This window comes from Dokdonella sp. (genome assembly GCF_049593775.1).
In the GTDB taxonomy this organism is placed as follows: Bacteria; Pseudomonadota; Gammaproteobacteria; order Xanthomonadales; family Rhodanobacteraceae; genus Dokdonella.
In genome coordinates, this window is the sequence record NZ_JBAWHJ010000251.1 from 1 (window position 1) to 13,769 (window position 13,769).

The following is a 13,769-nucleotide window of genomic DNA, read 5'->3' on the forward strand; positions in this document are numbered from 1 at the left end:
GATTGAGTTGCCAGATCTCGGGCCAGTGCCACGGCTTGATCAGGAACTTGGCGGAAATGCTCCAAAGCGTATCGCCCTTCTGGACGATATAGCTGCTCGGCGCGTTCTCGGCCCACTGGTTTGCGGCAAAAACCGAAACGGTGAGCAGGAGTCCCGCAGAAATCGAAAGTAGTTTTTTAAGCATGGCTGCCAATTACCTGATTCCCCTATGGCTTTGGCGAGTGTATAGGAAACTTTAACCCGAGAAAACGACCGACATCCGGAAACCTGAACCTTGTCGCAAACCGCGTCAGTCGGCGCTCGTGGTACCGAAGGCTCCTCACCCACGCCGGGCCATGAGTCTGGCACTACCGGGGCCGGTTTTGTGGCTTTGGGCTGAAAACCGTCAACAATCGCCTGAAAGCCAGCAAACGCGTAGACTTTTACGGGCCCAAACGGCTTGTCTGGTCCCGTGATGCCCCCAGATCATCAGGCATGTACGGCACTTTGATGCCCAGAAAATCCGGATTCAACACAATGACTGTCCTCACAATTCTTGAATTTCCCGATCCACGCCTGCGCACCAAGGCCAAGCCGGTCGAGCTTTTTGATGCGGCCTTGAAGCGCTTGTCCGAGGACATGCTTGAAACCATGTACGACGCTCCCGGGATCGGCCTGGCGGCCTCACAGGTGGATCGGCATATCCAGATGCTGGTTCTCGACGTCTCCGAGGAGAAGGACTCGCCGATGACCCTGATCAATCCGAGGATCCTCGAGCGCAGTGGCAGCCAGACCTGTCAGGAAGGATGTCTCTCGGTCCCCGGTATTTTTGCCGATGTTGATCGTGCCGACCGGATTCGTGTTGCCGCCCAGGATCTTCAGGGCAAGGAGATCGAACTGGAGGCCGACGGCCTGTTTGCGGTCTGCATCCAGCATGAGATGGACCATCTGGTCGGCAAGCTGTTCGTCGACTACCTGTCGCCGCTGAAGCGTGACATGGTGCGAAAGAAGCTCGAGAAGCAGCGCCGCCATGCTGATGCCGCAGCACCAGAAAGCGCCTGAATGATGAAAAATCGCTTGCGCCTGGTGTTCGCGGGAACGCCGGATTTCGCCGTGCCCAGTCTTCAGGCCTGCCTTGATTCGAATGCTGAGGTAGTCGCGGTGTATACGCAGCCCGACCGTCCCTCCGGGCGCGGCCGCAAATTGACTGCCAGTCCGGTCAAGCAGCTTGCGCTTGCGGCAGGGATTCCTGTCGAGCAACCCGAATCGCTGCGCAATGTCGAATCAAGGGGGCGCCTTGCCGAGTTGCAACCGGACCTGCTCGTCGTGGTTGCCTATGGTCTGATTCTGCCGCGCTCCGTACTCGGCATTCCACGGTACGGCTGCTGGAACGTGCATGCCTCCCTGCTGCCGCGATGGCGAGGTGCGGCCCCCATTCAGCGTGCCATCCTTGCCGGCGATGACGAATCCGGGGTCGACCTGATGCAGATGGAGGCGGGGCTGGACACGGGGCCGATCCTCCTCGAGCGACGCATCGCCATTGCCGACGACGAGACGGGTGGTTCATTGCACGATCGATTGTCGATGTTGGGTGCCGAGGTGCTCGCTGACGGAATATCGCGGCTGCTTGCTGGCGAGGTTGCGGACGCCGACGTGCAGTCTGAAGTCGGCATTGCCTATGCGCACAAGCTCGACAAGGCCGAAGCGCGGCTTGACTGGAGCGAGCCTGCAATGGCGCTTGAGCGCAAGGTGCGGGCCTTCAATCCATGGCCGGTGGCGGAAACAGTTGTGGCCGGCGAGCGCCTGCGAATCTGGTCGGCCGAGGCTTTGCCGCAAACGGCCGCAGCTGAGCCTGGCACCGTGCTTCGGTACGCCGTCGATGGTGTCGACGTCGCCACGACAGATGGCATTTTGCGCATCCGCGAAATCCAGCGTGATGGTGGGCGCCGGATCTCGGTGCGCGACTGGTTGAACGCGCGACCGGGGTTGATCGAATTGACCAGCGACAGCAAGCCAGAATGAACGACAAGGCTGAAAATTCGGGTGCCAGCGTCCGCGCTGACGCGGCGCGCATCCTTGCCAGGGTCGTCTTCGATGGCGTTTCGCTGCGTGCTGCATTCGAGGCGCGCGCATCGCGTAGCGCCGATCCGCGCGATCGTGCCCTGCTTGCGGCCACGCTGTTCGCATCCACTCGCTGGTGGCTGCGCTTTGACTCCGTGCTTGCGCAAATGCTTGAGCGTGGCTTGCCGGACAAGGCACGCGATATCCACAGCTTGCTTGTGCTGGGATTCGTGCAGATCGAAATCATGCGCATGCCCGACTACGCTGTAGTCGCTGCCTGTGTCGACGCGGCACGCTTGCTGGGGCAGCCGCGCCATGCAGGTCTGGTCAATGCCGTGTTGCGACGCTTCCTGCGTGAGCGCAAGGCACTGCTGGAAGAGGCTGATCGTGATGAAATCAGCCAGCATGCTCATCCGCGCTGGCTGATCGAGCGCATTCGTGGCGATTGGCCGCGTGATGCCGAGAGCGTTTTCGAAGAGAACAACCGCGAAGCGCCACTGACCCTGCGCGTCAATCGACGCCGTTGTGCGCGAGAGGACCTGCTCGGCCGGCTCGGTCAGGCTGGCGTCGCAGCTCATGCTCCCCTGCACCTGGCGGATGCCATCGTGCTTGAGGAAAGCACGGATGTCAGTCGGCTTCCGGGCTACGCCGAAGGACATTTCTCTGTCCAGGATGGCGCGGCCCAGCGCGTGGCCGACCTGCTCGACCTGGCGGACGGCCAGCGCGTCCTTGATGCCTGTGCAGCGCCGGGCGGCAAGGCGGCCCACGCCCTCGAGCGCGCCGATGTCGAACTGACCGCCCTGGACTCCGATGCGGGTCGCCTGCCTCGCCTGCGCGAAAATCTTGGCCGACTGGGGCTGGAGGCGAATGTCGTGCACGCCGATGCAGCACGCTCCAAAGACTGGTGGGACGGACGACCGTTCGACCGCATCCTGCTCGACGCACCGTGTTCGGCAACCGGCATCATTCGCCGCCAGCCCGATATCAAGTTGCACCGACGCCTTGCGGACATCGCGCCACTGGCAGCAATCCAGGCAAGACTTGGAGCGGCTCTCTGGCCTATGCTCGCTCCCGGGGGCAAGCTGCTTTACGCAACCTGCTCGTTGCTGCGTGCCGAGAACGAGGCGACCGTTGCCCGATTGCTCGATACCTTCAGTGACGCCAAGGCAATGCCCATCCATGATCGCCATGGACGTGCCGCCGGTGCCGGTCGGCAGAATCTCCCGGGGCACAAGGGGATGGATGGTTTCTACTATGCGCTTCTGGAAAAAACTCGCTAGCTCGCTCTGCATGATCGGCCTTCTGGCCGGCTGCGAGGCTTTGCGTGAACAGGCACCCGGCACACTCCTTGTTCGCGACGCACAACTGGTTGCCGTAGCCGAGGGGCCTCGCCTGGAGCTGGACCTGGACTGCCAGTTGAACGGGCCGATCAGCGATGCTCTCGAGCACGGCATTCCCATCACCCTCGATGTGCATCTGCAGGCCAGCAGCGCGCAAGGCATGGTGCATGACCAGCGCCAGATGGAACTGCGCTACTTCCCGTTGACCCGACGCTATCAGTTGCGCGATACCAGCACCGGTGAACTGCGAAGTTTCGCAGCCTATGGCTACCTGACCGAGGCCCTCGCGGCCCTGCACCTGCCGTTGCCCGGACAGTTCGCAAACTTGCCGCCGGGTACCCGGCTGAGGCTTGATGTGGGTCTTGATCATGCTGCGCTTCCCGGCGCCTTGCGCCTTCCCGCCATGCTTGAGCCAGCCTGGCGTCTTATCGCACCGGAGTATGTGTGGATCGTCGCGGCTGGCTAATCTTCATCGGGCGACGCCTGCTGCCCACGCTGGCCGTGCTGGGTTTGCTGGCGGCATCGCTGAAGTTGGCCGAGCAGGCTGCTGGCGGCGCGGGTGAATTCGTCGATGCCTATCGCTGGGTGCTGGGTGCGGCCATCTTTGCCCTGGTCGTGCTGCTGGCCCTGATTGCCCAGCGCCTATGGCGTTTGCGCCGCGATCTGGTTCGCGATGCGCCCGGAGCGAGGCTCAGTCGGCGCCTGCTGCTGATCCTGGTCCTGCTCGCCGTACCACCGGTCCTCGTGGTCTACGGATTCTCGCTGCGCTTCATCAATGCCACGGTCGACAGCTGGTTTGATGTCAATCTCGAGCGCGCACTCGATGACGCACTCGAAGTCGGACGTATCGTCATCGATGAACACCTCCGCTCGGCCGAGTCTGGCAGTGCCGAGCTTGCCGAGGAACTGGTCAGCGTATTCGACAGCAATCTGCAGTCCAGCCTGGACCGGGAGATCGAGGCGCTCGGTGCGATCCAGCTAAGCGTATTCGACGCCGATCGTCGCGTACTGGCGATGGCCAGTTCGGATCCCGGTTTTCTCGAGCCGCTGTTTCCTGATTCGACCACCCTGATGCGCGTCAGTGGCGAGAATCGCTTCGCGGCAGCCGAGCCATTGGGGGATCTGCTCGTGATTCGTGTCGTCATTCCGATCGGCGTCGCCGGGCTCGGTGGGAAGCGACGCCTGCTGCAAGGCCTGTATCCATTGCCCGAGCGCCTGCAGCCTTTGACCCGCAGCATCGAGAACGCGAGCTTCGACTTCCAGCGACTGAAATACCTGCGCGGCTCGCTGAAACTGACCTTCGGCCTGATCCTCACCTTCGTACTGCTGCTTTCAGTCCTGTTCGCCGTACTCGCAGCATTTGGTGTGTCGCGTCGTCTGCTGGCACCGGTCGGTCGGCTGATCCACGCAACCCGTGCCGTAGGCGCTGGCCGTTTCGATACGCCGCTACCAATCGCGAGTAACGATGAGCTCGGGCATCTGGTCAACTCGTTCAGCCAGATGACGCGCGAACTGGAGCTGGCGCGCATGCGTGCACAGCACGGCTCGCAGGAGATCGATCGCCAGCGTGTCTGGCTTGGTGCGGTGCTCGAACGACTCTCCGCCGGTGTGCTGGGTTTTGATCATGAAGGCATCCTGCGCGTGGCCAATCGCGCCGGTGAAGCCATCCTTGGGGTGCAGTTGGGCAACTACAGTGGCAGTAGCCTGGCCGATATCAAGCGGGCGCAGCCTGAACTGTCGCCCATTGCCGATCCACTGGCTCGCCACATGCGCGAAGGTCTGCGAGAGTGGCGCGAGGAGATCGTCATCGAGAACGGTGATGAGCGTCGCGTGCTGATGTTGCGTGGTGCAGCGTTGCCTGGCGATGGCGGATTCGTCGCCGTGTTCGATGACCTGACCGTGCTCAACAGCGCCCAGCGCGATGCTGCCTGGGGTGAGGTCGCGCGCAGGCTTGCGCATGAGGTGAAGAATCCGCTGACTCCGATCCAGTTGGCAGCCGAGCGACTGCGGCGCCGCTTCATCGGTCGCCTGCCAGCGGACGACAGTGAATTGCTGGATCGTGCCACGCATACCATCGTCAGCCAGGTCGAAGCCCTGAAGACCATGGTCAATGCGTTCGGTGATTATGCGCGACCGCCGCAGTTGACGACGCGTCCGGTTGCGCTGCACACCCTGATAGCCGAAGTGCTCGATCTGTACGGCAATGACCAGCGCCTGAGCCTGACCCGCCAGTTCGTCGATGGTGACCCTATGGTGAAGGTCGATGCCGTACGCTTGCGTCAGGCTCTGCACAACCTGCTCAAGAACGCGCTGGAAGCGATCGGTGACTTGCGCAAGCCCCAAATCGTGGTCAGCACGCGCGTGGATCAGAGCGGCGACACGCAGTGGGTCGAGGTCGCCGTCGCTGACAACGGCTCCGGATTGCCGGAAGGTTTTGGTGAGCGCTGGTTCGAGCCCTATACGTCAAGCAAGTCGCGTGGCACGGGGCTCGGCCTGGCGGTCGTGAAGAAAATCGCCGAAGAGCACGGTGGCAGCGTGCGTGCTGCACAGCGCGAAGGAGGCGGTGCGGAATTCTTCATGCGCTTGCCCCTGGGCGCGCCTTGAAAGACATAGACGAGTCCGGCCAGTGCCGGGACACTGGACACTAGCCGAGGTTTCCGAATGACCGCAGTCGATTTCACTCCTTCATCGAGAACCCCGCACGAGCGCCGCGAATTCTGGGTGTTCCTGCTTGTTGCGCTACTCATCATCGGTGCTGGCATCGGTTTGCGTGATCCCTGGCCTGCCGATGAGCCGCGCTTCGCGCTGGCCGCGAAGCAGATGGTCGAGAGTGGCAACTGGCTGATACCGCATCGCGGCACCGAGTTGTATTCGGACAAGCCGCCCATGTTCATGGTCATGCAGGCTGCGGCCTACGAGCTGACCAGAAGCTGGAGAATTGCATTTCTGCTGCCTTCATTGCTGGCGGCGCTGGGTACCCTGATCCTGATCTACGATTTCGGACGGCGAGTCTGGAATCACCGCATCGGCCTTTGGGCTGCGATCGCCGTGCTCGCCACGTTCCAGTTCGTGTATCAGGCCAAGCGGGCCCAGATCGATCCAGTAGTCACGTTTTTCATCACTCTGGCCAATTACGGATTGCTGCGCCACTTCCTGCTGGGTCCAAACTGGCGTGCGTACTGGCTTGGATGTTTCGCGGCTGGTCTGGGTGTGATCAGCAAGGGTGTTGGCATTCTTGCCTTGTTCATGTTTCTGCCGTTCCTGTTTGCGCGCTGGCGTCGCTGGGAGCACATGCCGCAGTTTGAAGGCGGTGTGTGGCGATGGACGGGCGGGGCGCTGGCGTTCCTGATCGCCATCGGCCTCTGGATCGTGCCCTTGCTGCTCGCCCTGATCAGCCGTGATTCGCCTGAATTGCAGGCCTACGCGCATGACATCCTTTTCCGGCAGACCGCCGGGCGCTACGCCAACTCCTGGGCTCACGAGCATCCACCCTGGTACTTCCTCGAAGTCGTCGCCTACGCGTGGATGCCGCTGACGATTGCCATGGTGGGTGCGTTTCCGCGCTGGCTGGACGGATTGCGCGCCCGCGATGCGCGCATCCTGCTGCCACTGGCATGGGTCGCCATCGTGTTCGTGTTCTTCTCGATACCCACCGGCAAACGGGATATGTACATCCTGCCCGCACTGCCCTGGGTCGCCTTGCTGGTGGCGCCATTCATGGATGATCTTCGTCAGCGCGCGTGGTTTCGCTGGGTCACGTTTGCTTTCATCATGCTGTTGGCGATCCTGTTTCTCGCTCTAGGTGCCTATGCATGGAGCGGCTCGATGCAACGCGCAAATGAACTGGTCATCGAACGCGGTATCGGCAACAACGGCTTGATGCTCTGGGCATTCATTGTTGCGGTAGGTGCCGTTGCGGCATGTTCCGCCATGTTCTTCCGCGTGCGCAGGAGCCTGATCGGGCTGGGCGTGACTCTGGCGGGCATGTGGTTGCTGTGGGGCTTCTGGGCCTACCCGATCCTCAACGACTCCAATTCGGCGGCCAAGGTCATGCGCCATGCCGGCGAACTGGCCGGGCCCGATGCGCAAATCGCCCTGGTCGGCTGGAAGGAGCAGAATCTGCTGCTTGCCGACCGTCAGGTCACGGATTTCGGATTTCGCAAGCCGCGACATCTCCAACTGGCCGAAGCGATCATCTGGCTGGAAGCGGATCCGGCAGATCGCCAGGTATTCATCCTCGAGGATGCCATGCAGCCCTGCGTGCACACGGACACGGCCCGATTCGTGGGCAACGCCAACCGGCGCGCCTGGTATCTGTTCGGTGCAGATGCGGTTTCCGCGGCCTGCAGGGGCGGAAATGTTCCGCAGCCGGTTAGCGAAAAGATCGATCAGGACGACGAGGAATAGGAAGAATCCGATTGCGGGAGTTATTCTGTTGCGCAGTAGAGTGCATCCCGGCACGGCCAAATTGTCAGGGATTCAACCAGTTACGGAAAAGCGACTGCATGCAGCGTCATCTTCTTTTTGCCACCACCCTTTACGCATTGCCTGTGCTCCGGCCCTTGGCAGAGTCGATCCGCGCATCGGGGGGTGAGGCTGCCTGGTTCGTGGCTTCTTCGCTGTCGCCGTATATGCGGCCCAGTGAGCGGGTCCTTCGCAATGCCGGCGAGGTAAAGGCGTTCGCGCCGGCTGCCGTGTATTCGGCGAGCAACTGGGTGCCGCACTTCTTTCCGGGCATCAAGGTGCAGGTCTTCCACGGATTCAACGTGGAAAAACGAGATTCAACGCGGGGGCATTTTCGCATTCGGGGCCTGTTCGACCTCTATTGCACGCAGGGGCCGGCCACGACTGAGCCGTTCCAGAAACTTGCTGCGGAGTTGGGCCACTTCAAGGTCGTGGAAACGGGCTGGCCGAAACTCGATCCGATGTTCTGCGGCGATTCGGTGACCGAACCTGACGTGCACCCGCATGATGGTCGCGTCGTCTGCATGTATGCCGCGACGTTCACCGAGAGCCTGAGTTCCGCGCCTGCGCTGTTTCAGGAAATCAGCAAGCAGGTCGAGAGCGGGAAGCGTTACTGGCTGCTGACCCTGCATCCGAAGTCTGATCCCGAGCTGGTCCGGATGTACCGCTCGCTTGAAGGGCCAAACGCCCGCTATCTCGAGGCCGTTGACCTGGTCAGCATGATGCGTGCAGCCGATGTGCTGGTCTCCGACACGTCGTCTGCCGTTTCCGAATTCATCGTCCAGGGCAAGCCGGTGGTCACGTTCCGCAATCGCGCCCCGCGCGCGCACATGATCAATATCCGCACGTCCGACCAGCTGGAAGAAGCGCTGCAGACTGCGATGGATCCCCCGCCCGCCCTGGTCAGCGAGATCGAAACCTACGCGTACAGCATCCATCCCTCGCGTGATGGTCGCTCGAGCGAGCGCATTCTTGCAGCCGCCGATGCCCTTGCCTCAGGCCAGATGGGTGCGCTGGCGCCGAAGCCGCTGAACATCTGGCGCAAGCTGAAAGGCCGCCTGCGCTATCTCGGCTGGACCGAAGAGTCGCTGGGCGATTGATTTCCCGGCAGCCACTCAGGATGGGAACCGCAGATTCGCCCTTCGTCGAATCGCTGTGGATTCCGCTGTGGCTGTTTACGGCATTGTTCGCTATTTTCCAGACCGGCTTCATGCCGCTGTACTCCACGCGCACGCTCGGGGTCGCCTGGGAAATGTGGAACAGCGGCCAGTTTCTCGTTCCGTACAACAACGGCGAACCGTATAGCCACAAGGTGCCGTTACTGTTCTGGCTGATCCATGCCGGTTGGGCCGTGGGCGGCGTCGGCGATGTCTGGCCCCGCCTGCTCGAGGTGATGATCGGGCTTGGCGTCCTGCTGCTCACCCAACGCCTGGCACGCGTGCTGTTTCGCGAATCACCTCTGGTCAGTTCGCTGACGCCTTGGTTGCTCGCCGCCTTCAGTTTCACCTTTCTGTTCAGCCTGCAGATCATGTACGAAACGCTGCTCGCCTTGTGCGTGATGGCAGCACTGAACGCATTGGTTGGAAGCGATCCCGAAAAGCGACCCTGGTTCGGGTGGTTCGCCGTGGCCGTGGCGGCCGGGTTGTTGACCAAGGGTCCGGTCATGCTGCTGCACATTGCAGCCGTCTATCTGCTCGGCCCGTATTGGCACCCCTGGGCGCGGCGATCGCGTGCGCGCTGGTATCTGGGCGGAGGTGTGGCCCTCCTGCTAGCGTGCGCGGCACTGGTTGCATGGGCCATCCCCGCTGCACAGGCGGGCGGCGAGGCCTATCGCAACGAATTGTTTTTCGTGCAAACCGCGGGTCGCGTGGTCGACAGTTTCGATCACGCACGACCCTGGTGGTGGTACGCATCGGTTCTACCCGCCTTGCTGGTTCCATGGTTGTTGTGGCCAAGGGCCTGGGCCGCGCTGATCGCCGGCTGCGCCGGGCACATGCATGTTGGCCGGCGCATGATTGCCTGCTGGTTGGGCTCGGTTCTGATCGCGTTCTCCCTGGTCAGTGGCAAGCAGGCGTACTACTTGCTGCCTGAACTCGGAGGCGTCGCGATCCTGCTGGCAGCGGGATTCGCAAGCTTCGCTGCTCGGGATCGGCGCGCGCCGCGAGCAGCCGGTGCCTGGCTGCTTGGGCTGTCTTGCCTGTTTGGCGCGCTCATGTTGCTGCTGTTGCCGGGCAGGGTCGCTGACGGCCGCGTTGACACGCCTGCGCTGATCGATCTTTCGGCTGCCAGTCCGTTGTTTGCGCTGGCTGCGGGTGTGCTGGGTGTGTTGTTCCTGATGACGCCGCGCGGTGATGTCCCCGCCGTGCGCCGTATTGCCGGCCTCAGCCTGGGCGCGGTTGCCCTTGCCTATCTGCTGTTCGCGCAGACGGTGTGGGCACCCTTCGATCTTCGGCCTGCTGCCGAACGCATCTCGGCCTTGCAGAAGGCGGGTATTCCGGTCGCCCATTTCCAGGTCTACGAAAACCAGTTCCAGTATCTCGGGCGCCTGCAGAAGCCGCTTGATGTTCTGCACGGAAGCCTGGTGGAACCATGGTTGGCAGCCAATCCGAACGGGCGTGTTGTCTACTACGCCAAGCAGTTGTCGGCGGCCGATCTGGCCCATGCCGAGCTGATTCAGCCTTTTCGTTCGGAATGGCTGGTCATCGAGCGGATGGATAGCTGGACGCTACGCCGAATCGGGCGGCCGGCGCCGCTTCCCACACATCCTGCGGAGCTCGTGCCGCCAGACTATTGGCCGTATCGCAAGGTTTCATCCGGCCCCTGACCACGCCTGATTCCCGCCTGCCACGGTGACGCCATGGCGTGGGTGGCACGCCCCCGTCCTGCGCGACACCTCGGGCATGCGCTATGCTCCTGTCTCTTTTTTGCAACGAGTAACGCGCATGCCTTCGGCACGTGTCCTGGTCGTCGATGACGAGCCCGATATCCGCGGTCTGGTCAAGGAAATCCTCGAAGAAGAGGGCTATGTGGTTGCTGTTGCGGAATCGGCAGCCGCTGCGCGGGAAGCACGTCGTGGCGAACGCCCCGACGTGGTCCTGCTGGATATCTGGATGCCGGATCTGGATGGCATCAGCCTGCTGCGCGAATGGAATGAGCGCGGCGGTCTGCCGTGCCCTGTCATCATGATGAGCGGGCACGGCACCATCGAAACGGCGATCGAGGCGACCCGCCTTGGCGCCTACGATTTTGTCGAGAAGCCCATTTCGCTGGCCAAACTGCTGCTGACCGTCGAGCGCGCGCTCGAGGCCAGTCGCTTGCGCCGCGAAAACGAGGGTCTGCGCAACCAGCTCGCGATGCCGCTTGATCCGGTCGTGACGAGTCGCGCCATGCAGGCGCTGAAGGCGCAGATGGAGAAGCTCACCGCTCACGATGCGTGGATCCTCGTGCAAGGCGAGAGAGGCACGGACAAGGAAGCCCTGGCGCGCTGGCTGCACGAAAAAAGCGCGCGTCGTGCGGCACCATTCATTACCGTGGCCGCGGGCTCAATTGCACGCGATCACGCGGCACGCGCACTGTTTGGCAGTGATGACAATGGCACCGTGCAGTACGGCCTGATCGAGCAGGCCAACGGCGGCACCTTGTACCTCGATGAGGTCGGCGAGCTGGATCCGGAACTGCAGCAGCGCCTTTCCAGCGCGTTTGCGCGGCGCAACCTGATTCGCTGCGGAGCGCCTGACGCCGTGCCGATCGATCTGCGCGTCATCGCGGCCAGTTCGCAGGATCTCGATGCCGCCGTCCAGGCCGGCAAGTTCCGCGAGGAGCTCTACTACCAGATCAATGTCGTGCCCTTGCAAGTCCCCAGCCTGCGCGAGCGCATCGAGGACATCCCCGAGCTGCTGCGCTACTACGCCGATTTCTTCGCCAATCGGGACAAGCTGCCGTATCGCCAGTTTCCCGTCGTCGTGCAGAATCGCCTGCGCAACTACCCATGGCCCGGCAATCTTCGTGAACTGCGCAACCTGGTCCAGCGCCTGCTGATTCTCGGCAATGCGCCGGATGTCTCGATCGAGGAAGTGGAGCAGGCGCTAGGCGCCGTCAGCGCTGACGAAAAGCCGTTGCCGGGAGCGGCCATGGGGATCGATTTCAGCCAGCCCCTGCGCGAGGCGCGTGAGCAGTTCGAGCGCACTTACCTCCTGCACCAGCTCAATGAAGCCGGCGGAAGCGTAGGCAAGCTGGCCAAGATGGTCGGCATGGAGCGCACCCATCTGTATCGCAAGCTCAAGGACCTGGGTGTCGATCCCAAGAGCGCCAGTCGCGACGAACAGTGAACCTTTGGCCAATCGATTCGACGACGGGATTGTGATTCGATTGGCAACCACTTTCATGAAATCTGATCGGAGAAATCCATGCAACTCGCAGGCAAGATAGCCCTCGTCACCGGCGCGGCCAGCGGTATCGGCAAGCGCATCGCCGAGGTCTATGCGCAGAACGGCGCGGCGGTCGTGATCGCCGATCTCAATATCGATGGTGCCAACGCGACGGCACGGGAAATCACCGACGCAGGTGGCAAGGCCATCGGCGTTGCCATGGATGTCACGGACGAGGCTGCCGTGGACAACGGTGTGGCCGAAGCGATCAGGAAGCTAGGCAAGGTCGATATCCTCGTATCCAATGCGGGCATCCAGATCGTCAAGCCGGTCGAGGAATTCAGCCTCGCCGAATGGAAGAAGATGCTTGCCATCCATCTTGACGGGGCCTTCCTGACGACGCGCGCCTGCCTGAAGGACATGTACGCGCGCGGCCAGGGGGGCGCCATCATCTACATGGGTTCGGTGCATTCGCATCTGGCATCGAAACTCAAGGCGCCCTATGTCACCGCCAAGCATGGTCTGCTGGGTCTGGCCCGGGTCGTCGCCAAGGAGGGAGGCCCCAATGGCGTGCGTGCAAACGTCATCTGCCCCGGTTTCGTGCGCACGCCTCTTGTCGAGAAGCAGATTCCGGAACAGGCAAAGACATTTGGCATCAGTGAAGACGAGGTGATTCGCAACATCATGCTCAAGGACACCGTCGATACCGAGTTCACCACGGTCGATGATGTCGCCAACCTTGCCTTGTTCCTTGCCGGTTTCGAAACCAACGCGCTGACCGGACAAAGCATCACGGTCAGCCACGGCTGGCACATGCAATGAGTTGCCGCGCTGCCCGTGAATAGCGACGCACTCAAGCGCCTGCGCAGCCAGATCGGCGGCCCGCGTGATGGCGCCTTGCTTCGTGTGTCCATTGGCAACGTGCTGCTGGATGCGGGCGATGCCTCGGCCGCGGCGCTTGAGTTCAGGGCCGCACTCGGGTTTGATCCCCGCTATTCGGCCGCCTGGAAAATGCTGGGCCGCGCCCTGACCGAGGCTAACGACCAGTCAGGTGCCATTGAAGCCTATGAGCAAGGTATTGCGGTCGCTGGCCAGCGCGGGGACACGCAGGCGGCGAAGGAGATGGAAGTCTTCCTGCGTCGCTTGCGCAAGACCGTGCAGGGCTAGCCTGCCGACGGCCCTTGGCGGGGCCGAACAAAATGGAATAGCCAAGGCGATGGCCGGGTGTCTCGGTCATCCGAAATTGGTCCATGGCCGTGGGCGTCTGCAAATCGCGAGATTTCACCGGCAACCGAGCCTGGAGTCGGAGGGGCATTATCGTTGCCCGGGATTTGGCCGCGCACTCAAGACAGGCGAAGGACTCCAGGCCAGGGCGGGCGAGCCGGGGCCTGCTCGGACGTGTCGCCTGGACAAGGCTGAGGTGCGTTGTCGCGGTCCCGGAGCAGGCGTAAATAATTGCGTCGGAAGGATGTAAAGCCAGCGTTAAGAGCTGTAAACTGGCAGGTACCAATTCCGCCCTCCCTTCAGGAATGCCGTGATGAAAATGAAACTTCGCCCG

12 protein-coding genes are annotated in these 13,769 nt (G+C 62.2%); 11 read left to right on the plus strand and 1 reads right to left on the minus strand.

Features of this window, described 5'->3' with window-relative positions:
- Positions 1–184 (minus strand): LysM peptidoglycan-binding domain-containing protein (locus WBP53_RS08855; RefSeq protein ID WP_423928020.1); only part of this gene is annotated, 184 nt, incomplete at its 3' end.
- A gap of 332 nt (positions 185–516) precedes the next feature.
- Between WBP53_RS08855 and def the strand changes: the two genes are divergently transcribed.
- From def to WBP53_RS08910, 11 genes are all read left to right on the plus strand, one after another.
- The gene (gene def / locus WBP53_RS08860) at positions 517–1,041 is read left to right on the plus strand and encodes a peptide deformylase (RefSeq protein WP_423928022.1); all 525 of its coding nucleotides are present in this window, start codon (positions 517–519) and stop codon (positions 1,039–1,041) included.
- The gene (gene fmt / locus WBP53_RS08865) at positions 1,042–2,001 is read left to right on the plus strand and encodes a methionyl-tRNA formyltransferase (protein WP_423928024.1); all 960 of its coding nucleotides are present in this window, start codon (positions 1,042–1,044) and stop codon (positions 1,999–2,001) included. It begins immediately after the preceding gene.
- Positions 1,998–3,320 carry a 16S rRNA (cytosine(967)-C(5))-methyltransferase RsmB gene (gene rsmB, locus WBP53_RS08870; RefSeq protein WP_423928026.1) on the plus strand — a complete coding sequence of 441 codons (1,323 nt, stop codon included), beginning with the start codon at positions 1,998–2,000 and terminating at the stop codon, positions 3,318–3,320. Before fmt ends, rsmB begins: the two co-directional genes overlap by 4 nt.
- Before the next feature lie 10 nt (positions 3,321–3,330).
- Positions 3,331–3,846: a DUF4390 domain-containing protein gene (locus tag WBP53_RS08875; RefSeq protein ID WP_423928028.1), complete on the plus strand. Its 516-nt coding sequence runs from the start codon at positions 3,331–3,333 to the stop codon at positions 3,844–3,846.
- Positions 3,825–5,984 carry an ATP-binding protein gene (locus WBP53_RS08880; protein ID WP_423928030.1) on the plus strand — a complete coding sequence of 720 codons (2,160 nt, stop codon included), beginning with the start codon at positions 3,825–3,827 and terminating at the stop codon, positions 5,982–5,984. The genes WBP53_RS08875 and WBP53_RS08880 overlap by 22 nt, the downstream gene beginning before the upstream one ends.
- A gap of 57 nt (positions 5,985–6,041) precedes the next feature.
- Positions 6,042–7,787: an ArnT family glycosyltransferase gene (locus tag WBP53_RS08885; protein WP_423928032.1), complete on the plus strand. Its 1,746-nt coding sequence runs from the start codon at positions 6,042–6,044 to the stop codon at positions 7,785–7,787.
- Positions 7,788–7,885: 98 nt separating this feature from the next.
- Complete coding sequence (locus WBP53_RS08890; RefSeq protein ID WP_423928034.1) at positions 7,886–8,944, plus strand: CDP-glycerol glycerophosphotransferase family protein; 1,059 nt, start codon at positions 7,886–7,888, stop codon at positions 8,942–8,944.
- Positions 8,945–8,964: 20 nt separating this feature from the next.
- Complete coding sequence (locus WBP53_RS08895) at positions 8,965–10,668, plus strand: ArnT family glycosyltransferase (RefSeq protein WP_423928036.1); 1,704 nt, start codon at positions 8,965–8,967, stop codon at positions 10,666–10,668.
- Between the two features lie 118 nt (positions 10,669–10,786).
- Positions 10,787–12,172, plus strand: coding sequence for a sigma-54-dependent transcriptional regulator (locus WBP53_RS08900; RefSeq protein ID WP_423928039.1), 1,386 nt, complete (start codon positions 10,787–10,789; stop codon positions 12,170–12,172).
- A gap of 78 nt (positions 12,173–12,250) precedes the next feature.
- Positions 12,251–13,033, plus strand: a complete 783-nt coding sequence (locus WBP53_RS08905; RefSeq protein WP_423928041.1) for a 3-hydroxybutyrate dehydrogenase — start codon at positions 12,251–12,253, stop codon at positions 13,031–13,033.
- Between the two features lie 15 nt (positions 13,034–13,048).
- The gene (locus WBP53_RS08910; RefSeq protein ID WP_423928043.1) at positions 13,049–13,378 is read left to right on the plus strand and encodes a hypothetical protein; all 330 of its coding nucleotides are present in this window, start codon (positions 13,049–13,051) and stop codon (positions 13,376–13,378) included.
- The last annotated feature ends 391 nt before the right edge of the window (positions 13,379–13,769 follow it).

Coding starts and splice junctions, on each gene's coding strand:
- def (WP_423928022.1), top strand. CDS start 517: ATGACTGTCCTCACAATTCTTGAATTTCCCGATCCACGCCTGCGCACC.
- fmt (WP_423928024.1), top strand. CDS start 1,042: ATGATGAAAAATCGCTTGCGCCTGGTGTTCGCGGGAACGCCGGATTTC.
- rsmB (WP_423928026.1), top strand. CDS start 1,998: ATGAACGACAAGGCTGAAAATTCGGGTGCCAGCGTCCGCGCTGACGCG.
- WBP53_RS08875 (WP_423928028.1), top strand. CDS start 3,331: ATGATCGGCCTTCTGGCCGGCTGCGAGGCTTTGCGTGAACAGGCACCC.
- WBP53_RS08885 (WP_423928032.1), top strand. CDS start 6,042: ATGACCGCAGTCGATTTCACTCCTTCATCGAGAACCCCGCACGAGCGC.
- WBP53_RS08890 (WP_423928034.1), top strand. CDS start 7,886: ATGCAGCGTCATCTTCTTTTTGCCACCACCCTTTACGCATTGCCTGTG.
- WBP53_RS08895 (WP_423928036.1), top strand. CDS start 8,965: ATGGGAACCGCAGATTCGCCCTTCGTCGAATCGCTGTGGATTCCGCTG.
- WBP53_RS08900 (WP_423928039.1), top strand. CDS start 10,787: ATGCCTTCGGCACGTGTCCTGGTCGTCGATGACGAGCCCGATATCCGC.
- WBP53_RS08905 (WP_423928041.1), top strand. CDS start 12,251: ATGCAACTCGCAGGCAAGATAGCCCTCGTCACCGGCGCGGCCAGCGGT.